The organism is Sphingomonas sp. P2_B6, from assembly GCF_056404755.1.
Genome location: NZ_JBFUDK010000024.1, coordinates 36,222 through 55,206, shown reverse-complemented (window position 1 = coordinate 55,206; position 18,985 = coordinate 36,222). Strand labels below are relative to the sequence as shown.

Here is an 18,985-nt window from a genome sequence, read left to right as displayed (position 1 = left end):
GTGCGCGAGCCGGCCGCGCAGGCGGTTCGGCCTCGACCGGTGCGCGCTCGACGTCGGCCGGAGCCTCCGCCTCGACCGGCGCGGCCTTCGGGCCCCTGGTGCGGGCAGGCTTCGCCTCGGCCCTGGGTGCCCTGGCAGCAGCGGGCTTGCCCCGGCCGCGTCCGCGCGGCGTCGCGGCGGAAGCGGGCTCGTCCTCGGCGCCTTCGTGGCGATCGATCTTCAGGCCGGTCAGCTTCTCGATATTGGCGATGTTCTCGGCATCGTCCGCGGTCACCAGGGTGAAGGCGACGCCGGTCGCGCCCGCGCGGCCGGTGCGGCCGATGCGGTGGACATAATCGTCGGGATGCCAGGGCGCGTCGAAATTGAAGACGTGGCTGACGCCCTTGATGTCGAGCCCGCGCGCCGCGACGTCGGAGGCGACCAGGATGTTGACATCGCCCGCCTTGAACCGGTCGAGCTCGGCGATGCGCTGCGATTGCTCCATGTCGCCGTGAATCTCGCTCGAGCGGAAGCCCTGGCGCTGCAGCGCCTTGTTCAGCTCGCGCACCGTGGTCTTGCGGTTCGAGAAGATGATCGCGGTCTTCACATCCTCATGCTCGAGCAGCTCGACCAGCTTCTCGCGCTTCTTCGAGGCGGAGACGGGCACCAGCCATTGCTTGATGTTGACATTGGCGGTCGCGGGGCGCGCGACCTCGATCGTCTTCGGGTTGGACAGGAACTTGTCGGCCAGTTTCTTGATCGGCGGCGGCATCGTCGCGGAAAAGAGCAAGGTCTGGCGCTGCTTGGGCAGCTTGGTGCAGATTTCCTCGATGTCGGGGATGAACCCCATGTCGAGCATGCGGTCCGCCTCGTCGATCACCAGCAGGTTGCAGCCGGTCAGCAGGATCTTGCCGCGGCCGAACAGGTCCATCAGCCGGCCCGGCGTCGCGATCAGCACGTCCACGCCCTTTTCCAGCGCCTTTTGCTGGTCGCCCATCGAGACGCCGCCGATCAGCAGCGCCATGGAGAGCTTGTGATACTTGCCGTATTTCTCGAAATTCTCGGCGACCTGCGCGGCGAGCTCGCGCGTCGGCTCGAGGATCAGCGACCGCGGCATGCGTGCGCGGCTGCGGCCCTCGCCCAATATGTCGATCATCGGCAGCACGAAGGCGGCGGTCTTGCCCGTGCCGGTCTGGGCGATGGCGACGATGTCGCGCATCATCAGGACGCTCGGGATCGCGCTCGCCTGAATCGGAGTCGGCTCGGTATAGCCGGACTCGTTCACGGCTTTCAGAAGTTGGTCGGATAGGCCGAGGTCGGCGAAAGTCATGCGGTGTCCGGAAAAAGGCCCGGTCATCGTGGCCCGGCCAGCCCCGGAGCGCTTGCCGATAAGGGCGCGATTGTCAAGGAAAAGGGGTCGTGGCGACCCGCCGAGGGTAACTTAGCGCTTGGGTGCGGGCCATATTTTTGACACGCCGCCTGGAAAAACGGCGATAGCATGTTCGTTATCGGCCATGACATCTGCCACCACAGCCACCGGTTGCGAGTCCTCATGCTTTCGGCACTGCATGGTGATGCGAACCGACTGCATTTCCGGCATTTGCGGGAACGGTACTGAATTCATGACGTGAATTGCAACGCAACCTTCCAGAGATGCCGCGAATTTGGCGCGAGAAACCGGCGCACCGAAATCCGGTGCGAGCATGATCACCATGCCGCCGGCGACCTTGTCGAAAGCGATATCGTCGCTAGCCGCTGTAGCGTCGAGAAGGCGCGCCACGATAAGCGCGGCGCCTTCGGCGGTTGCGGGAGCTCTCGATTCCTTCGGCTGATGCGCAGTGACGTCGGAGGCGACGAGCGTCAGCAGGGTCGGCAAAAAAATCACATATCCCCCCGGTCCAGCGCGGCCAACGATGCACGGCCAGCATAACGTGATGTCGAGCGCCTGCAATGACGTGGACGGTAGACAAACCGGGCCGGTTACCGGTCGGTTATTCGCCCGGCCGAGTCACTCCGTTCCGGGCGCCATCCGATATTGTGATCGCTACGGATGTTCTACCGCTTCACCTTGGGGATTAGCCGCTTGAATTCCTCGATCGGGCAGGATCCGCCCGAGCGCGAGCGGATCGCGTCGCGGTCGGCGCAGACCATGCCGTCCGGGGTCGGTTTCAGATAATAGCTCGAATAATAATCGAGCGGCGGGCAATCATCGTCGAGTCGCGCGCGGATTCGCGATCCATCGTCGATCATCAGGTCGATGCTGTCCGGCGCCGAGATCGCGGCGCCGACCAGATCGCCCATCACCACGCATTTCGGGCCCTTCTTCTCCGACCATGTCACCATCTGCTGGGGCTGGACCGGCTGCTGCGGGGGAAGGGTCATGCGGGGGATGCGGATGATGATTCGCTGGTGCACCGTCAGCTGCGCAACCTCGACCGTCGGCAGGCGCGACTCGTCGACCGACGCGCCGGGCGCGACGGCAAGCAGAATCAGCGCAAGAATCATCGGTTGCGACATGCTTTGCCGCGTTACCTGAAATGCTTGAACAGTGCATGAATTGGCGCGCCCATTCCCGCGTGGTAGGGCGCGGCGATGACACCCGCCCAACGCCAGCTGGCCGACTCGGTCCGCGAAAAGCTCGGCCCCAAGGCCGTGATCACTGACGAAACCGCGATCGCGCCGTGGCTCGAGGACTGGCGCGGCCGCTATCACGGCGCCGCCCCGGCGATCCTCGCGCCCGACAGCCGCGACGGCGTCGCGGCGATCATCGCGCTGGCGCGCGACGCAGGCGTTCCGCTGGTGCCGCAGGGCGGCAATACCGGCATGGTCGGCGGCGCGACGCCTCCCGTCGACGGGTCGGCGCTGATCCTGTCGACGCGCCGGATGAACCGCATCCGCGCGGTGGATCCCGTGAACGGCCTGGCCATCGCCGAGGCCGGGGTGATCCTCGCTGATCTCCATGCGGCCGCGCTGGAGCAGGGCAGGCGCTTCCCGCTGACTCTTGGCGCGCGCGGCAGCGCGACGATCGGCGGTCTTGCCTCGACCAATGCCGGCGGCACCCAGGTGCTGCGCTTCGGCACGATGCGCAGCCTCGTCGCGGGGGTCGAGGCGGTGCTGCCCGACGGCAGCATCCATGACGGGCTCGCCGCGCTCAAGAAGGACAATCGCGGCTATGATCTCAACCAGCTGCTGATCGGCGCCGAGGGCACGCTCGGCGTCATCACCGCGGCCACGCTACGGCTGGTGCCGGCGATCGCCGCGCGGGCAGTGGCATGGTGCGGCGTGTCCGATCCGGAAACGGCGCTCGCGCTGCTGCGCCGGCTCGAGGCCGGCACCGACCGGATCGAGAGTTTCGAGATCGTGCCCGGCCACACCTTGTCGCTGGTGCTTCAGCATGTCCCGGGTACGCGCGCGCCGCTGGCCGGCGTATATCCCTGGCACGTGCTGATCGAGGCGGTCATCACTGATCCGGACGACGAGGCCCCCGCCGATCTGCTCGAGCGGCTGCTCGCCCCCGCGCTGGCGGATGGCCAGGTGGCCGATGCGGTGATCGCGGCAAGCGAGGCGCAGGCCGAGGCTTTCTGGCACATCCGCGATTCGATCTCGGAGGCGGAGCGCAACAACGGCCCCGCCGTGCAGCACGACATCTCGGTGCCCGTGTCGGGCATGCCGCGCTTCATGATCGAAGGCGGCGCTGCCTGCGAGGCGCGGTTTCCGGGGACCGAGGCGATGGCGTTCGGCCATCTCGGCGACGGCAATGTCCATTTCCACATCCGCGCCCCGCGCGGCGTGGACGCGGCCCGCTGGTATGCCGAGGATGCCCCGGCCATCACACGCTTCGTCAACGATCTGGTCGTGGCGGCGGGCGGGTCGATCTCGGCCGAACACGGCATCGGCCAGATGAAGCTCAAGGAGCTGGAACGCCTTTCCTCGCCGGCCCGCATGGCGGCACTGCGCGCGATCAAGGCGGCGTTCGATCCGGGAGTCCTTATGAACCCCGGCAAGCTCGTGGCGCTTGCGCCGGAACCCTCGGCACCATAGAGCCGGGCGCCGTCCGGCACGCAATAGCCGTTACGTTCAGTCCCGATGGAGAGTTTTCATGGCCAGCGCGCCGCAATCGCAACTTCCTTTGTTCTATAATGCGCTCGAACCGCTTTCGAGCGAGACTCATGTCAATTTCAAGATGAAGCCGATCACTCAGGCGAAGTTCCTGATCGGCCAGCATGCCATCCCGATCACGGTCGACGAATTCCCGCTCGCGCAGCGCCATTTCCCGATCGTCTTCACCGAGGGCGACGACGCGGTGCCGCTCGCGCTGATGGGCCTGAACGAGGGCGTCAACGTGTTCGTCGATGCCGAGGGCACGCTGACCGAGAACCAGATGTACCTGCCGGCCTATATCCGCCGCTATCCGTTCATGCTCGCGCGCCTGCGTCCGGGCGCGGACGAGCTGTCGCTGTGCTTCGACCCGACGTCCGAGGGCATCGGTGCCGATCTCGAGGGCCAGCCGCTGTTCGACGACGGTCAGCCGTCCGAGGTGACCAAGAGCATCATGCAGTTCAACGAATCGTTCGAGCAGGCCGGTGCCCGCACCGCGCAGTTCATGCGCGACCTCACCGAGCTTGGCCTGTTGATGGACGGTGAGACGACCATCCAGGCGGATGGCGTCGAGCAGCCCTTCATCTATCGCGGCTTCCGCATCGTGAACGAGGAGAAGCTGGCCGATCTTCGCGGCGACCAGCTGCGCAAGATCCACAAGAACGGCATGCTGCCGCTGCTCTATGCGCATCTCTTCTCGCTCAGCCTGATGCGCGACATCTTCAGCCGCCAGATGCAGCTCGGCCTCATGCCGGCGCAGCTCCCGGCAGTCTGACCGCTACCGCGTCCGGTCGCGTCCTTCGCGGCGCGACCGGATGACAAATTCTATCCCGATCGAGTCGTGCCTCGGCCGCTCGATCCGCTGCGCTGCGGCAGCGCGGTATCATTTTCTGTCGCGCTCGGCCCCATTCGCGCAACGAACGCGCTGAAATCGGGTCGCGGCGCCAAGCACAGTCAAACCGGCTGTTTTCACCCTTGAAGCCCGAAAACCCCCCACCTATATGGGTGTTGCGCGGCGTCGTGTCCCCCCTTTCGCGGGGCCGTGCGACACACCTTCGGGTGTGTCTCCTCCCTGAACCTTGGCCACCGCGTGCTGCATTGCACGCGGTGGTTTTTTTTGGGTTTGGCTTATTCCGCGGCGATGGCGGCGGGCAGGGCCAGCGCCTCATCGGCCACCGCATCGATCATCCGCCGCAACAGCGTTGCCGTGTCGGCCAGCCCGTCGCCGGGTCCGTCGAGCGCCTGATCGAGATAGAGCGAGCGGTCAAACTCGATCTGGATGGCATGCACGTTCGTCGTCGGCCGCGCCTGCGCGTCGAGGATATGGCCGCCGGCATAAGGCGCGTTCAGCCCCGCGGTGAGTCCCGCCGCCAGGATCTGGCTCTCCAGCCGATGGACGAATCGCGTCGCCGCCGATCGCCCGAAACGGTCCCCCAGCACGATTCGCGCCTTGCCCTGGGCAGGGGTCAGCGGGGGCATCGAATGGAGATCGAGCAATATCGCGATCCCGAATCGCGCTCGCGCGCGCCTCAACGCCTCGGTCAGGGCGGCGTGATAGGGGCGGTGGTCCATCTCGATCCGCGCCATGACCTCCTCGCCGTCGAGCCGCCGCCGCCAGATATCGCCCGCGCCCGAAACCCGGCGCGGCACCAGGCCCAGCCCGCCGCGCATCCGGGCCGATTGCATCGGCATCGCCTGGCGGCTGGCGCCGTCGTCGATGCCGGGGTCGCGCTCCTGTTCGCTGCGATTGAGATCGATCCAGGCGCGCGCGACGCGCTGGACCAGCATCGTCTCGTTGCCCCGCGCCAGCATCGCCACCGCGTCGACATGCCGGTCCTCGAGCGGGGTCAGCGCGGTCACCGGCACGCGCAGCGCGGCGCGGAGCGCCAGTGGATAATCCCGCCCCGCATGCGGCACGGACAGGATGACGGGGCTGGCCGGCTCGTCCGGACCGTATCGATCGAAGGAAAGGGCGCTGGCGGCCATTCTCCCAACCTAGGGCGACCGGTGCGCCGCGGCAATCGGGCTTTGCCTCGTGCGCGATGGTGAAACGAGCCGGGAATGCTGGAAAATCTTAAGAGCTTCGCGCATAAACCGCGCCCGGAAGAGTGAGCGGAATGCGATGATCAGGATATTGTTGGCCGAGGACGACCGGGTGATGCGTGAATATCTCACGCGCGCGCTCGAGCGGTCGGGCTATGCCGTCAGCGCGGTCGATCGCGGTACAGAGGCGATTCCGCTGCTCGAATCGGAGCCCTTCGATCTGCTCCTGACCGATATCGTCATGCCGGAAATGGACGGCATCGAGCTGGCGCAGCGCGCCGGAGAGATGTGCCCGGACCTTCGTGTCATGTTCATCACGGGCTTCGCCGCGGTCACGCTGAAGGCCGGCAAGACGGTGCCGCAGGCCCGGGTTCTCTCGAAGCCCTTTCACCTGCGCGACCTCGTGATCGAGATCGAACGCATGTTCGAAATGGAGAATGCGACCCGGGGTGTCTGATCGCGGTACGATTTCGTGCGTCGCGGCTTGCGCGGGCCGATAACCCTCGCTAGAGCGCGCAACTCGCGTGGGCGTGTAGCTCAGTGGTAGAGCACTGTGTTGACATCGCAGGGGTCGCAAGTTCAATCCTTGCCACGCCCACCATCTTAAAAAGCCCGTGGGGTCCCGATGGATCTCACGGGCTTTTTTATTCCTGATCCTTGCGGCCGGCACCCGACGCGCGGAGCATGCGCGACCGGAACTTGACCCGCTGCCAGAAGGTCGCGTCTTGCAGCCGCCATTCCTTGATCGCGTCCCCGGTCAGCATGTCGAGCATGGCGTCGCTCGCTTCCTCGTCCTGGCCCGCGAACTGGTCGGATAGCTCGTGGAACCGCTCGCGCTGCTCCTCCGGGCCATCGGCACCGGGCGTCACATCGCCCTTTCCGGCCGGAGAACCGCTCACGTCAGCTATACCTTGTCGAGATCAGCGCCATGCGGCGATGTGCGTTTCCGGCCGTGCGGGAAGCAGGGATATCCCTGCAAGGTCGATTCATTGCGTGCACTGTCAGGGCCGGACATGGCCCGAGACAGGCCCGGGCCCGCTGGCCCCGTGCGATGCGCGACGTCATGTTCATCAGTTCCACGGTCAACGACGCGGGTTCCTTTTCCTGCGGGACGCAACGGCCCATTCCGCGGTTTTGCGTCATAATCGTTTCGCAGGTGAAATTTTTCAGCGTAACCGCCGTCATAACCATCATCGATTGCGCCGCGATCAAGATGGGCATCCGGTGCGACCGGCAAGCGCCTGGCTGCCGTTCGGAACGCCTGCGCGTTCCCTCGACCATTGGCCCGTGCCCCGCACCCGGCGCGGCTGGGAAGGGACCCTGACCTGCGCCGCGCCGCCGAGCCTCAACGAAATCCCGGCAGAGCCTCGAACAGCCAGCGGGGTTCATATCGTCCCGTCAGGCGGCGCCACCAGCGGGCAAGCAAATGCCTGCGCCTGAACCCGGGATGAGACACAGGGCCGTTTCGGTCGGGTATCCGGGAGATGAACCGATCGGGCACCAGCCCCGCGAAATAATCATGGGCCGAGTGTTCCTTGAACGCACCGTCGGACAGCGCGTAAATCTCGAAATCCTGTTGCGCCGGGCCGTCTTCATGACGGTAGAATACCGGACGGACGCCCTTCCGGACGCAGGACACCATGATTGCGGGGCGGGGAACGCCGGATTCGTTGATCGGCGAGCCATGCAGCAGGCTGCTGTCGAAGATCAGGCCCTCACCGGCCCGCATCGGCAAGGAGAGGACGATGTCGCCGAGGGATTTTTGAAAATGCGCGTGATAGTTCTTGATCCCCGGGCCGCGGATCTGTCGAACCAGCCGGTGGCTGCCGGGCACGACCCGCAGACAGCCATTATGATCGTCGACGTCGACCAGCGGGCACCACACCGTCAGTGTCGGCTGATCTATGTCTTCCGTCAGGGTCCAGTCCGAATGGAGGCTCAGCGCACCCGTTCCCGGCTCCTTGATGATCAGGCCCGCCGTGATGATGTCGAAGTCGTCGAGAAGCCCCTCGAGCTTCGGCGCGACCGCATCCCGCACCGCGGAGAATATCGATTCCCGATACTGAGCGTCGCCATCGAGCGCCGTCGCGTGATAGGCAAGCGCCTGCCCGGTGATCGTCGACGAACGGGACGCCCGGTCGCGAATGGTTTTCAGCGTGTGGAGCAGGGCGTCGACTTCCGCTGCATCCAGCAAGGGAAGCTGGACGAAGCCGTCCCGTGTCAGCCGTGGCTGCAGCGCTCGATTCCGAAGAATGGATGTCTGCACGAAATCGCCCGTTGCTGCCCCCCTTCTCCGGCGGGCCGTCATGCGCCGGCATAGCAGACCGCCGCCGCCGCGCAAACGCGCGCCTCCGGGCACCTCGTCACTGGACCCCGGCCCCGCTTTCGCGCAGCCTCGCTGGCGTTCGGGAGAGACTCGTGACCAAAACCACCGCGGCACTGCTCGCCATCGCCGCCATCGGCTTGGCTGGCGGCGATCTGTCCGCCCTTACTGGCCAGACGACCGCCCCGGATCATTCCCCGGCGCCCCAGGCCGCTATCAGAAACGCCGCCGAATTCGATCGCCTCGCCCGCACCGAAGGCGCCGGCCGCTTTCTCGCGTTGCCGCAGCTCATGTTCGCGATCGATCGCGCCGCCCCGGCCCCGAAGCTGCTGTGGATCGATACGAAGCGCTATCGCTATCATCTCGACTATCTCCAGGCGAAATATCTGACGCTCGCCGACAGCGAGACCTTCAATGCCGCCAATTATTCCAACCCGAAACGGCGATTCCTGCTCGGCTCGGTCGTCCGCTATCCGAAGCTGAACCGCTACGGTGTCGAACTATGGGAAGGCGACCTGGTCGAGCCCGCTTTGCTCGCCGACATGATGCGCGTGCTCCAGGCGGGTTTTCCCGCGCCGCTCACCTTCAAGCCCAATTCCGATCAGCAGCGCGAGGCCGCCGGCCAGGCCAAGCTGCCGACCATCGGCATCGACGAAGCCTATGGCAGCCGCGAGGAGCTGGTCCTCAACCATGGCCGCGCGGTCGGCCGGCTGGTCGTGGTGAAGGAGGGGCAGGAGGATGCGCTCACCCCCGGCGACGTGGCGGTGCTGACGACCATGCCGATCCGCATGCCGCCGGTCGCGGGCATCGTCTCGGCCACCTTCACCACCCCGATCAATCATGTCAGCCTGCTCGCCAAGACCTGGCGCATTCCCAATGCCTATCGCGCCGATGCCGATCGTCGCTGGGCATCGCTGGCCGGGCAGATGGTGGTGCTCGACACGCGCGGCGCGATGGTGGTGCTGCGCATGGCCACCCCGGCCGAGGTCAAGGCAGCGGAGCGCGCGAAGAAGGCGCGCGCGGTCCAGGTGGCGCCTGCGGATGCCGTCTATGCGGGCCTGCCGTCGCTGGTCGAGCAGGGCGAGAGCTGGGCGCGGCGCACAGGCGCCAAAGCAGCCAATCTCGGCCAGGTGGCGCAACTCGCGCAACGCGACGGCCGCTTCACCGTGCCACCGGGCTTCGGCATTCCCTTCTCCTTCTATGACCGCTTCGTCGCCGCCAACCGGCTCGGCCCGCGCATCGCCGCCTTGCTGGCCGATCCGCGCCGCACCGATACGGGCTGGCGCCAGCAGGAACTGGCGAAGCTCCGCGCCGCCTTCCTTGCCGGTACGATCCCGGACGCCGATTTCGCCGCGATCACCGCCCGTCGTGCCAGCCTGCTCGGGCCGAAGGGCGTGTTCATCCGCTCCTCGACCAATGCCGAGGATCTGCGCGGCTTCAACGGCGCCGGCCTTTACGACACCGTGCCCAATGTGGTGAGCGCCGGGGATCTGGCGAAGGCCGTGAAGACGGTCTGGGGCTCGATCTGGAACGACCGTGCCTTCGCCGCGCGCGAGGCGGCCGGCATCGACCACCGCTCGGTCCGCGCCGCCGTGCTGGTGCAGATCGGCGTCGACGCCGATGCGGCCGGGGTGATGACCACGATCGACCCGTTCGACGAGCAGCAGGCCGACGAGATCCGCCTCTTCATCGCCGCCAAACGCGGCCTCGGCATCCGCGTGGTCGAGGGCCGCAAGATCGCCGAACAGCTGATCTACCGCCCGGAACTGGAATCGATCCAGGTCCTCACCCGCTCGAAGGACGATGTGCTGCTGCACTTCGCGCCCGGCGGCGGCGTGGAAGAAGCGAAGATCGACCCCGACCGCCCCGTCCTCTCCGACGACCTGGTCCGCCGGCTGGGGAAGGTGGGCCGCGCGGTGGAGGAGGTGTTCGGCCACCGCCCGCAGGATGTGGAATGGCTTGTGGCGGGCGATCGGATCATGATCGTGCAGTCGCGGGATTATGTGCGGGGGCGGTGATCCCCGGTAAATATTGCAGGCGGCGTTTGGCGGATCAGGGCATTTTCCACCGCGATTCAGTTTTTCGCGATTCCCGTTGAACCGATCACGCGCTGGGACTCACCTTGTGCCTGGGAAACGAAAGGGGCGGAGTCCGGATCGTGCGGCGTGAGCGAGTCTTCGACGCCTATCTCGTGGCAGCGACACGTGCCGGCGATGAGCGTGCCTCGCGGCTGCTCATCGAATGCTGGCATCCACGGCTCGTGGCGCACGCCGCGCGATTGATGGGCCGGGGCGACCGCGCGCGGGATATCGCACAGGAAGCATGGATCGACATTGCGAGAGGGCTTGGCGGGCTACGCGACGATCGGGCGTTCCCGGCATGGGCCTATCGCATCGTCTCGCGCAAATGCGCGGCGGCGATCCGCGATGCCCGGCGCGAGCGCGGACTCGAAACGGCACTGGCTGCCGAACCGTCCGTGCAACGGGCTGATCCGGCGTTCGACCGCCTCGACGCCACCCAACGCCTTCGGGCCGCGATCCAGACTCTGCCCGCCGAGCAACGGGCAGCGATCGCGCTTTTCCATTTCGAAGAAATGAGCGTCGCCGAAGTGGCGGTCGCGCTCGACGTTCCGACGGGCACGGTCAAGACCCGCCTCATGCACGCCCGCCGCAAGTTGCGCGCGGTGCTGGAAGGAGATGAGTGATGCGCGATATCGACGCGATGATCGGCGAGGCGCTCGATGCGGAGGAGCGCGAACTGCTTCGCAGTATTGGCGAGGAGCCGGGCTTTTTCCGGCAGGCGCTGGGACTCTTCGCTGGCCCGACCGGATGGGTCACCGCCGTCATGGTGGGGGCTCAGTTGTTGACGTTCCTTGCCGGTGCCTGGGCGGCCTGGCGCTTCTTCGAGGCGCGCGACGCACTGACCGCGCTGCGTTGGGGCTTGCCTGCGGGCGTGCTGGTGCTGACGTCGCTGATGATCAAGATGTCGATCTGGCCGCGAATGCACTTCAACCAGTTGAAGCGCGAGCTGAAGCGAATCGAGCTTCAGCTCGCGCGCAGCCGGGGTTGAATCGACCGAAGCGGATCGACGGCTACTTGCCGAGTTTCGCGATCGATGCCTTCAGATTGGTGCGCGCGGCCCGCTCGAAACTGGCCCGACCCCAATCGGAGAAATAGAGAAAATCGCGGGCCAGGAATCCTTCCAGGATAGCCGCCCGTCCAGCCCGAAACGCTGCCTCCGGCACCTCGCGATACTCGTGCCGCACGCCCGCTTCATAGGCGTCGAAAACCTCCGGCGCCGCGCCGAGGATCGACAGGTCCATGTCGAGGAACATCGCCATGTCAGCCACCTCGTCGGCGGGGAGGCCCGCCGGAATCGCATGATGCGCGGTCGCCTCGATCAGGCGCAGCGTCCGGCCAAGCGTCGGTTCGGGCACGACGCCCGCCAACATCTCCGCCGCCAGCGCGGCGCTGCGGCTTTCATTGTCCTTCCGTCGCGGTTCGTAGATCGCATCGTGCAGCAGGATCGCGCAGCGCACCGCCTCGGCGTCATGCAGCATGGTCTCGACCTCGGCATGGAGCGCGAGCAGCGCGAGCGGGTGGCTCCAGCCATGATAGCCGCGATCCGGCCCCGAATGCAGGTCTCGTATCTCTTGCAGCAGGGGGGCGCTCAACATCCCGGACTCCCGAATGGCGGTGCCCTGGATAGCAAGCCTGGACGGGGTGGGTCGATTGCGTTCGGTGCCAGGCCTGTTTCGCTCCACGGCGTACCGTTGGCTGGTCGCACCGCCCCCCGGGCGCTTGATTCAATCCTCGGCACGATGTGGCTATCGTCGCGCCATGGCATTGCCCAGGATGATCCCGATCGCGCAGGCGTCCGTCTGCTCGCCGCCGCTGGCCCTTGCCGCGTTCTGGCGGCGACCGGTCGCCGCGAATTCGCTGTTCCGCGCCCGACATTCCCTGTTCCGGGATAACAGGGAATGGGTCAGCAAGATGCTGATATCGCTCCGGAAAAGATGGCCAAGATCACCCGCAAAGTCCCGAAAAAAAGAAATTCCCTGTTATTTCCCTGTTTACCGGCCCGGAACAGCGAATTTCCGGCCCTCGGAAGGCGTGCCCTTCGCCCCGATCGGACCCGCCTGCCGACTCAGGCGGAAACGATCGCCAACCTCTGCGCCCATTCATCTTGCCGCCCGCCCCAATCCCGCTAAACCTCTCTCTCAAGGGGAGAAGCAAGCATGGCCACGATCGCGCCCACTGACCTGGCGCCCGAACCCGCCGCGACGCCAGAGCCGAGCCGGAAGGACATCCAGCTCGTCATCACCGCGTCGTCGCTCGGCACGATCTTCGAATGGTATGATTTCTTCATCTACGGCACGCTCGCCGCGTCCGGCATCATCGGCCGGGTCTTTTTCCCCGCCGGCAACGAGCTGGTGCAGACGCTCGCCGCCTGGGCGGTGTTCGCGGTCGGCTTCGGCTTCCGCCCGCTCGGCGCGATCCTGTTCGGCTTCCTCGGCGACAAATGGGGGCGCAAATACACGTTCCTCGTCACCATCACGCTGATGGGCGTCGCCACCGCCGGCGTCGGCCTGGTGCCCTCGGCCGCGTCGATCGGGCTCGCCGCGCCGTTCATCGTCATCTTCCTGCGCATCCTGCAGGGCCTGGCGCTGGGCGGCGAATATGGCGGCGCCGCGATCTATGTCGCGGAACATAGCGGCAAGGGGCAGAGCGGCTATTTCACCAGCTTCATCCAGGCCAGCGTGGTCGGCGGCTTCATTCTCAGCCTGGTCGTCGTGCTGCTCTCGAAATGGCTGATGCCGGTCGCGATCTGGGACAGCTGGGGCTGGCGCTTCCCCTTCGTCTTCTCGCTGCTGCTGCTCGCCGTGTCGCTATGGATGCGGCTGAAGCTCAACGAGAGCCCGGTGTTCAAGGCGATGAAGAACGCGGGCGAGACCGCGAAGAACCCCTTCACCGAAAGCTTCACCTATCCCGGCAATCTCCGCCGCCTGTTCGTCGCCCTGTTCGGCATCTCCGCCGGCCTGACCGTGATCTGGTACACCGCGACCTTCACCGTGCTCTCCTTCCTCCAGACGACGATGCGCGTCGAGGCGACCACCGCGCAGCTCATCGTCGGCTTCGGCGCGTCGCTCAGCCTGTTCTGGTTCATCTATTTCGGCCGCCTGTCCGACAGGGTCGGGCGCAAGACGCCGATCATCCTCGGCTATGCGATGACCCTGGTGCTGATCTTCCCGCTGTTCTGGATGCTCGGCGGCGCCGCCAACCCCGATCTCGCCCGCGCCGCACGCCGCGCGCCCGTGGTCGTTTCCGGCCCCATCTGCGATTACAATCCTTTCGCCGCGAAGCAGGTCGATCGCTGCGGCGAACTGCTCGACTATTTCTCCAAAAAGGGCGTCACCTATACCAAGGGCAAGACGCCGGTGACGCTCGTCACCATCGGCCAGGTGCCGATCGCCGACACCAGCCCGGCCGGGCTCGACGCCGCGCTCGCCGCTGCCGGCTATAATCTAGACAAGGTCGTGCCCGGCTTCCGCGGCATCCTCATCATCATGCTCGCCATCATCGTGATGGGGGCGCTGTCGGGCATGACCTATGGCCCGGTCGCCGCGCTGCTCGCCGAGATGTTCCCGCCGCGCATCCGCTACAGCTCGATGTCGATCCCCTATCACATCGGCACCGGCTATTTCGGCGGGTTCCTGCCGTTCATCGGCCAGTATATCGTCGCGCGGACCGGCGATCCCTATGCCGGCCTGTGGTACACTTTCGCGGTCGTCGCGATGGCGTTCGTCGTGACGGCGGTCGGCCTGCACGAGACCAAGCCGGGCACGGCGAGCGCGGATTAGATCACCTGGCGGACGGCATCCCGGTCGCTCGACAAATGCCTCGGCCAGATTGCAAAATCGGCCGACCGATTATATTTTAATCAGGTTGATTTGGAGTGATTGAAATGACGGCCGAAACCCGCGTCCTGACCGCGCATGTGCCGCTGTATCTGGCGGACAAGGTGGATGTCATGGCGTCGCGACTGGATCGGTCGCGAGGTTGGATCGTCAAGCAAGCAATCGCCGCCTGGGTCGACCAGGAGGAGGAGCGCCACAGGATGACGCTGGCCGCGCTCGCCGATGTCGATGCGGGGCGGGTGATCGACCATCAAAGCATCCAGGCATGGGCGGACAGCCTGTCGACCGATCGACCGCTGCCGCCACCGGCAGCGTGAGGATTGTCTGGACGGGCAGGGCGTCGGCCGATCTCGTTCGCTTGCACGCTTTTCTTGAGCCGGTCGCTCCGGATGCGGCAGCCCGGGTCGTCCAGCAACTCGCGCATGCCCCGGATCGCCTTGCCGAGTTTCCCCGGATCGGGGAGAGACTGGATGCGTATGCACCTCGTGAGGTCCGTCGCATCATCGTGGGGCACTATGAAATGCGCTATGAGATTGCCGATGCTGTCATCTTCATCCTGCGATTGTGGCACAGCCGGGAGGATCGTGGCGCGGAATAGTATTTCATCGCCGCAAAGCGCGCGTGGCCGGCTGGCGGCTCCCGAACCGCTTTCGAACCTTGATCGGCCTAGCATAGCGCGAGCCGCCCCGCTAACCGGCTCCTGATGAGCGCTCCCCTACGTCTCCGCCTCGATGGTGCCGCCCTTGTCGACAATTGGCGCACCCTGGCCGCGATGAGCGGCCCCGCGGCCTGCGGCGCGGCGATCAAGGCCAATGGCTATGGTCTCGGCGCGGTGGAGGTCGCGACGCGCCTTGCCGCGGCGGGCTGCCGCGACTTCTTCGTCGCCACCTGGGCCGAGGCAGCGGCGCTCGCGCCGCTGGGCCTGCCGGTCACCGTGCTGCACGGCGTGCGCGAGGAGGATATGGCGCTGGCGCTCACCGGCATCGCCCGCCCGGCGCTCAACTCGGCGCGGCAGGTGGCGCGCTGGAACGCGGCGGGGGGCGGCGCCTGCGACGTGATGATCGACACCGGCATGAACCGGCTCGGCCTGGCGGTCGACGATCTGCCGTTGCTCGAGGGGCTCGTCATCGAGACGCTGATGAGCCACCTCGCCTGCGCCGACGAGGATGCGGCGATGAACGCGCGCCAGCTGGCGACGTTCGCCCCGCTTGCCGGCCGGACGGGCGCCAGGCGGATGAGCCTCGCCAATTCCGCGGGCATCGGTCTCGGGTCCGATTATGCCTTCGATCTCACGCGCCCCGGCCTCGCTCTGTACGGCGGCATCCCGCGCGGCGAACTCGGCGCGATCCGCCAGGTCGTCACGCCCGAGGCGCAGATCCTCCAGCGGCGCACCGTGCCCGCGGGCCAGACCATCGGCTATAACGCGACCTGGACCGCGCCCGCGCCAACCGAGGTCGCGATCCTCAATCTGGGCTATGCCGACGGCTATTTCCGTGGCTTCTCCAATACGGGTTCCGCGCGGGTCGACGGGCAGTCGCTGCCGCTGCTCGGCCGGGTCTCGATGGACCTTATCGCGATCGACGTCACCGCCGCGCCCGATCTCGCCGAGGGCGACTGGCTTGCGCTCGACTATGCCTTGCCTGAAGCCTCCGCGCGCTCGGGCATGTCGCAGTACGAACTGCTCACCAGCCTGGGCGACCGCTTCGACCGCGTCTGGAGTGACTGACCCCCTCCCGCGCGCGGGAGGGGAGACAGGTTACCGCTCCACGCACATGGCGATGCCCATGCCGCCGCCGATGCACAGCGTGGCGAGGCCCTTCTTCGCATCGCGCTTCGCCATCTCGTAGAGCAGGGTGGTCAGCACGCGCGCGCCGCTCGCGCCGATCGGGTGGCCGATCGCGATCGCGCCGCCATTGACGTTGACCTTCTCGGCATCCCAGCCGAGCTCCTTGCCGACCGACAGCGCCTGCGCCGCGAAAGCCTCGTTCGCCTCGATCAGGTCGAGATCGGCGATGCTCCAGCCGGCTTTTTCCAGCGCGCGGCGAGTCGCCGGCACCGGGCCGATGCCCATGATCGACGGGTCGACGCCGGCCGAGGCCCAGCTCGCGATCCGCGCCAGGATGGTGGAGCCGCGCTTCTCGGCTTCCTCGCGCGTCATTAGCACCAAGGCCGCGGCGCCGTCGTTCAGGCCCGAGGCGTTGGCGGCGGTCACCGTGCCGTCCTTCTTGAACGCCGGGCGCAGGCCCGACAGGCTCTCCAGCGTCACGCCGGCGCGGATATATTCGTCGTCCGCCACGATCGTGTCGCCCTTGCGGCCCTTGATCGTCACCGGCACGATCTCGTCCCTGAACCGGCCCGAGGAGCGCGCGGCATCGGCGAGATTCTGCGAGCGGGTCGCGAACACGTCCTGCATCTCGCGCGTCACCTGATATTGCTCGGCGAGGTTCTCGGCGGTGATGCCCATGTGATAATTGTTGAAGGCGTCGGTCAGGCCGTCGCTGATCATCGTGTCGACCAGCGCGAGATTGCCCATCTTGGTCCCGCCGCGCAGGTTCTGCGCGTGGGTCGAGAGCGACATGGATTCCTGTCCGCCCGCGACGACGATCGTCGAATCGCCGGTCTGGATCGCCTGCGCCGCCAGCGCGACCGCGCGCAGGCCCGATCCGCAGACCTGGTTGACGCCCCAGGCCGGGATTTCCTTGGGCACGCCCGCCGCCATCGACGCCTGGCGCGCCGGGTTCTGGCCCTGCGCGGCGGTCAGCACCTGGCCCAGGATCACTTCGGACACGTCGCCCGCCTCGACCCCCGCCTGCGCCAGTGCTGCCTCGATCGCGATGCGGCCAAGCTCATGCGCCGGAGTCGCCGCGAAGGCGCCGAGGAAGCTGCCGACCGGCGTACGCTTGGCGGCGGTGATGACGATGTCCTGCATGATGTGGGGACTCCAGTGGAAGAGATGTTTGGCGGCTATCTAGTGCCGGGGATCGCGCTTAGCCAGTCCGCAAGGGGCTCCCAGAGCTGGGATCGCCCGCCGCGCCCGACGATCATGCCGACATGGCCCGCGCCCAGGTCGCGACGGTCGGGCAGGTCCGCCGCGCTCCGGGCGGGCACGATCCGGTCAGTCATCGACACGAAATCGACCGCCGGGCACGTCAGCCGCGCCGGATCGGCGATGCCGCCGCCGACTCTCCAGCGGCCGGTGCCGGGCAAATCCGCGTCGATGAAGTCGTCGAACATCTGCCGCCCGGCGGCATAGGGCAGGGGGGCGCCCGCATTCGCCCAATCCTCCATCGCGACGAAGGACCGCGCTGCGGCGCTGCCGGGCTCCATCGCGGCAAAGGCCTCGTACTTGGCGATGGTGCGCGCCGGGTCGAGTCGCCAGAACCCGCTCTGCAGCACTTCCATCGGCACCAGCCCCATCGTCTCGCAGGCCGGCTGCGCCGCTTGCCAGAGCGCGGCGATATCCGCCCGTGCTGCAGCGCCGAAGCCCGAAAAGCGCCAGGGCGCGGCGATCATCGCCAGCCCCGCGACCGGCACCGCGCACGCGGCCGCCATCGCGATCGTCCCGCCCAGACAATACCCGGCCAGCACCGGCGGCTGCTCGAATTTGGCGATCAGCGGCAGCAGCAATCGTTCGACATGGGCGGTCACGTCCATGCCGCGCTCGGCCGGCGTCGGGCTGCCCCAGTCGAGCAGAAACGGCCGGAATCCCTCGGCAGCGAGCCATTTCATTAACGAATTCCCGGGCATCAGGTCGAGGATGAAGGGAGGGTTGATCAGCGAGGGGACAAGGATCACCGCGCGCCCTTTGCTGTCCTTCGCGCCGTAATCGCGCAGTCGCGCGCGTCCCTTGCGGAATCGCGCCGGTGCGGGCCGGCGCGCGCGGCCGCGCGGCGCGTCCTGATAGGCGCGCAATCCCGCCAGCGCCGCGGCGCGCCGTTCAGGTGATGGTGCGGTCTCGTTGCGCAACATGTCCAGGAACAACGGAAGCGGGCGCGGACCGTGTTGCGGTGCAGTATGAAAGGGTGATACAGATGGATCAAACACAGGGTCGGGAGCCTTCTTTTATGAAGAAGCAGAATGCGGGCGACGGCCCGGTGATTATCAAGAAGTACGCTAACCGTCGTCTCTACAACACCGAGACTTCGTCCTACATCACGCTTGAGCACCTCGCCGCGATGACTCGCGAAGGCCGCGACTTCAAGGTGGTCGACGCGAAGAGCGAAGAAGACATCACGCACAACATCCTCACCCAGATCATCATGGAGGAGGAATCGCGTGGGCAGACCATGCTCCCGGTAAACTTCCTGCGTCAGCTCATCGCGATGTACGGCGATTCGATGCAGCAGATGGTGCCTGGTTACCTCGAGGCATCGATGGACAGTTTCCGCCGCAACCAGGAACAGTTCAAGTCGGCGGTCGAGGGTGCGTTCGCCAACTCGCCCTTCGCCGAACTGGCCAAGCGCAACATGGCGGTGTTCGAGGCCGCCACCCAGGCGTTCAAGCCCGGTGCGAAGCCCGGCGAGACCCCCGCACCGGCGGCGACCAAGGACGAAGAGATCGCAGCGCTCAAAGCCGAGCTCACCCGGCTTCACGAAAAGATCGAGAAGCTCGGCGACTGATTCCGG

At 66.6% G+C, this 18,985-nt stretch carries 20 protein-coding genes and 1 tRNA gene; 12 read left to right on the top strand and 9 right to left on the bottom strand.

The window, feature by feature from the left end; all coding sequences use genetic code 11:
* The 3 genes from AC1DX5_RS23065 to AC1DX5_RS23055 form a co-directional block, all read right to left on the bottom strand.
* A partial coding sequence (locus tag AC1DX5_RS23065; RefSeq protein ID WP_478017566.1) for a DEAD/DEAH box helicase occupies positions 1-1,309 on the bottom strand: 1,309 nt, incomplete at its 3' end.
* A gap of 111 nt (positions 1,310-1,420) precedes the next feature.
* Positions 1,421-1,864 (bottom strand): hypothetical protein, encoded by a 444-nt coding sequence (locus AC1DX5_RS23060; RefSeq protein WP_478017564.1) that lies wholly within the window; start codon positions 1,862-1,864, stop codon positions 1,421-1,423.
* Positions 1,865-2,034: 170 nt separating this feature from the next.
* The gene (locus AC1DX5_RS23055; protein WP_478017562.1) at positions 2,035-2,496 is read right to left on the bottom strand and encodes a hypothetical protein; all 462 of its coding nucleotides are present in this window, start codon (positions 2,494-2,496) and stop codon (positions 2,035-2,037) included.
* A 75-nt stretch (positions 2,497-2,571) separates the two neighbouring features.
* On the opposite strand from AC1DX5_RS23055, the gene AC1DX5_RS23050 reads away from it, so the two are divergent.
* Both AC1DX5_RS23050 and AC1DX5_RS23045 read left to right on the top strand, forming a co-directional pair.
* Positions 2,572-4,020 carry an FAD-binding oxidoreductase gene (locus AC1DX5_RS23050; protein ID WP_478017560.1) on the top strand — a complete coding sequence of 483 codons (1,449 nt, stop codon included), beginning with the start codon at positions 2,572-2,574 and terminating at the stop codon, positions 4,018-4,020.
* 58 nt (positions 4,021-4,078) lie between these two features.
* Positions 4,079-4,852 (top strand): SapC family protein, encoded by a 774-nt coding sequence (locus AC1DX5_RS23045; protein ID WP_465172159.1) that lies wholly within the window; start codon positions 4,079-4,081, stop codon positions 4,850-4,852.
* Positions 4,853-5,205: 353 nt separating this feature from the next.
* Here the strand turns inward: AC1DX5_RS23045 and AC1DX5_RS23040 are convergent, their stop codons facing one another.
* On the bottom strand, positions 5,206-6,063 hold the full coding sequence (locus AC1DX5_RS23040) for an N-formylglutamate amidohydrolase (protein ID WP_478017558.1): 858 nt from the start codon (positions 6,061-6,063) through the stop codon (positions 5,206-5,208).
* Positions 6,064-6,199: 136 nt separating this feature from the next.
* On the opposite strand from AC1DX5_RS23040, the gene cpdR reads away from it, so the two are divergent.
* The gene (gene cpdR, locus AC1DX5_RS23035) at positions 6,200-6,577 is read left to right on the top strand and encodes a cell cycle two-component system response regulator CpdR (RefSeq protein WP_465175908.1); all 378 of its coding nucleotides are present in this window, start codon (positions 6,200-6,202) and stop codon (positions 6,575-6,577) included.
* A gap of 69 nt (positions 6,578-6,646) precedes the next feature.
* Positions 6,647-6,721 (top strand) — tRNA-Val (locus AC1DX5_RS23030).
* Positions 6,722-6,764: 43 nt separating this feature from the next.
* Here the strand turns inward: AC1DX5_RS23030 and AC1DX5_RS23025 are convergent.
* Positions 6,765-7,019, bottom strand: coding sequence for a hypothetical protein (locus tag AC1DX5_RS23025; RefSeq protein WP_478017556.1), 255 nt, complete (start codon positions 7,017-7,019; stop codon positions 6,765-6,767).
* Between the two features lie 446 nt (positions 7,020-7,465).
* Positions 7,466-8,386: a phytanoyl-CoA dioxygenase family protein gene (locus AC1DX5_RS23020; RefSeq protein ID WP_478017554.1), complete on the bottom strand. Its 921-nt coding sequence runs from the start codon at positions 8,384-8,386 to the stop codon at positions 7,466-7,468.
* Positions 8,387-8,538: 152 nt separating this feature from the next.
* On the opposite strand from AC1DX5_RS23020, the gene AC1DX5_RS23015 reads away from it, so the two are divergent.
* From AC1DX5_RS23015 to AC1DX5_RS23005, 3 genes are all read left to right on the top strand, one after another.
* Positions 8,539-10,461 (top strand): PEP/pyruvate-binding domain-containing protein, encoded by a 1,923-nt coding sequence (locus tag AC1DX5_RS23015; RefSeq protein WP_478017552.1) that lies wholly within the window; start codon positions 8,539-8,541, stop codon positions 10,459-10,461.
* A 140-nt stretch (positions 10,462-10,601) separates the two neighbouring features.
* Entirely contained in the window at positions 10,602-11,147 is a 546-nt protein-coding gene (locus AC1DX5_RS23010) for an RNA polymerase sigma factor (protein ID WP_465175913.1), read from the top strand.
* Positions 11,147-11,512 carry a DUF6768 family protein gene (locus AC1DX5_RS23005; RefSeq protein ID WP_465175914.1) on the top strand — a complete coding sequence of 122 codons (366 nt, stop codon included), beginning with the start codon at positions 11,147-11,149 and terminating at the stop codon, positions 11,510-11,512. The genes AC1DX5_RS23010 and AC1DX5_RS23005 overlap by 1 nt, the downstream gene beginning before the upstream one ends.
* Before the next feature lie 22 nt (positions 11,513-11,534).
* Here AC1DX5_RS23005 and AC1DX5_RS23000 read toward each other — a convergent pair whose 3' ends face one another.
* Positions 11,535-12,119 (bottom strand): HD domain-containing protein, encoded by a 585-nt coding sequence (locus tag AC1DX5_RS23000; protein ID WP_478017551.1) that lies wholly within the window; start codon positions 12,117-12,119, stop codon positions 11,535-11,537.
* Between the two features lie 561 nt (positions 12,120-12,680).
* On the opposite strand from AC1DX5_RS23000, the gene AC1DX5_RS22995 reads away from it, so the two are divergent.
* The 4 genes from AC1DX5_RS22995 to alr all read left to right on the top strand — a co-directional run bounded on the left by AC1DX5_RS22995 (position 12,681) and on the right by alr (position 16,086).
* Positions 12,681-14,303, top strand: a complete 1,623-nt coding sequence (locus AC1DX5_RS22995; protein ID WP_465175916.1) for an MFS transporter — start codon at positions 12,681-12,683, stop codon at positions 14,301-14,303.
* Between the two features lie 104 nt (positions 14,304-14,407).
* Positions 14,408-14,677 carry a CopG family ribbon-helix-helix protein gene (locus tag AC1DX5_RS22990; protein ID WP_465175917.1) on the top strand — a complete coding sequence of 90 codons (270 nt, stop codon included), beginning with the start codon at positions 14,408-14,410 and terminating at the stop codon, positions 14,675-14,677.
* On the top strand, positions 14,626-14,958 hold the full coding sequence (locus AC1DX5_RS22985; protein WP_478017548.1) for a type II toxin-antitoxin system RelE/ParE family toxin: 333 nt from the start codon (positions 14,626-14,628) through the stop codon (positions 14,956-14,958). Before AC1DX5_RS22990 ends, AC1DX5_RS22985 begins: the two co-directional genes overlap by 52 nt.
* A 105-nt stretch (positions 14,959-15,063) precedes the next feature.
* The gene (alr, locus tag AC1DX5_RS22980) at positions 15,064-16,086 is read left to right on the top strand and encodes an alanine racemase (protein WP_478017546.1); all 1,023 of its coding nucleotides are present in this window, start codon (positions 15,064-15,066) and stop codon (positions 16,084-16,086) included.
* 30 nt (positions 16,087-16,116) lie between these two features.
* Here alr and AC1DX5_RS22975 read toward each other — a convergent pair whose 3' ends face one another.
* Both AC1DX5_RS22975 and AC1DX5_RS22970 read right to left on the bottom strand, forming a co-directional pair.
* Complete coding sequence (locus tag AC1DX5_RS22975) at positions 16,117-17,289, bottom strand: acetyl-CoA C-acetyltransferase (protein WP_478017544.1); 1,173 nt, start codon at positions 17,287-17,289, stop codon at positions 16,117-16,119.
* Positions 17,290-17,324: 35 nt separating this feature from the next.
* The gene (locus AC1DX5_RS22970; protein WP_465172175.1) at positions 17,325-18,329 is read right to left on the bottom strand and encodes an alpha/beta hydrolase; all 1,005 of its coding nucleotides are present in this window, start codon (positions 18,327-18,329) and stop codon (positions 17,325-17,327) included.
* A gap of 95 nt (positions 18,330-18,424) precedes the next feature.
* On the opposite strand from AC1DX5_RS22970, the gene phaR reads away from it, so the two are divergent.
* Positions 18,425-18,979 carry a polyhydroxyalkanoate synthesis repressor PhaR gene (gene phaR / locus AC1DX5_RS22965; protein WP_465173878.1) on the top strand — a complete coding sequence of 185 codons (555 nt, stop codon included), beginning with the start codon at positions 18,425-18,427 and terminating at the stop codon, positions 18,977-18,979.
* Positions 18,980-18,985 lie beyond the last annotated feature (6 nt).

Bases quoted from the DNA above. Each gene is read 5' to 3' on its own strand.
- AC1DX5_RS23055 (WP_478017562.1), bottom strand. From the start codon at position 2,496: ATGTCGCAACCGATGATTCTTGCGCTGATTCTGCTTGCCGTCGCGCCC.
- AC1DX5_RS23050 (WP_478017560.1), top strand. From the start codon at position 2,572: ATGACACCCGCCCAACGCCAGCTGGCCGACTCGGTCCGCGAAAAGCTC.
- AC1DX5_RS23045 (WP_465172159.1), top strand. From the start codon at position 4,079: ATGGCCAGCGCGCCGCAATCGCAACTTCCTTTGTTCTATAATGCGCTC.
- AC1DX5_RS23040 (WP_478017558.1), bottom strand. From the start codon at position 6,063: ATGGCCGCCAGCGCCCTTTCCTTCGATCGATACGGTCCGGACGAGCCG.
- cpdR (WP_465175908.1), top strand. From the start codon at position 6,200: ATGATCAGGATATTGTTGGCCGAGGACGACCGGGTGATGCGTGAATAT.
- AC1DX5_RS23005 (WP_465175914.1), top strand. From the start codon at position 11,147: ATGCGCGATATCGACGCGATGATCGGCGAGGCGCTCGATGCGGAGGAG.
- AC1DX5_RS23000 (WP_478017551.1), bottom strand. From the start codon at position 12,119: ATGTTGAGCGCCCCCCTGCTGCAAGAGATACGAGACCTGCATTCGGGG.
- AC1DX5_RS22995 (WP_465175916.1), top strand. From the start codon at position 12,681: ATGGCCACGATCGCGCCCACTGACCTGGCGCCCGAACCCGCCGCGACG.
- AC1DX5_RS22990 (WP_465175917.1), top strand. From the start codon at position 14,408: ATGACGGCCGAAACCCGCGTCCTGACCGCGCATGTGCCGCTGTATCTG.
- AC1DX5_RS22985 (WP_478017548.1), top strand. From the start codon at position 14,626: ATGGGCGGACAGCCTGTCGACCGATCGACCGCTGCCGCCACCGGCAGC.
- alr (WP_478017546.1), top strand. From the start codon at position 15,064: ATGAGCGCTCCCCTACGTCTCCGCCTCGATGGTGCCGCCCTTGTCGAC.
- AC1DX5_RS22975 (WP_478017544.1), bottom strand. From the start codon at position 17,289: ATGCAGGACATCGTCATCACCGCCGCCAAGCGTACGCCGGTCGGCAGC.
- AC1DX5_RS22970 (WP_465172175.1), bottom strand. From the start codon at position 18,329: ATGTTGCGCAACGAGACCGCACCATCACCTGAACGGCGCGCCGCGGCG.
- phaR (WP_465173878.1), top strand. From the start codon at position 18,425: ATGAAGAAGCAGAATGCGGGCGACGGCCCGGTGATTATCAAGAAGTAC.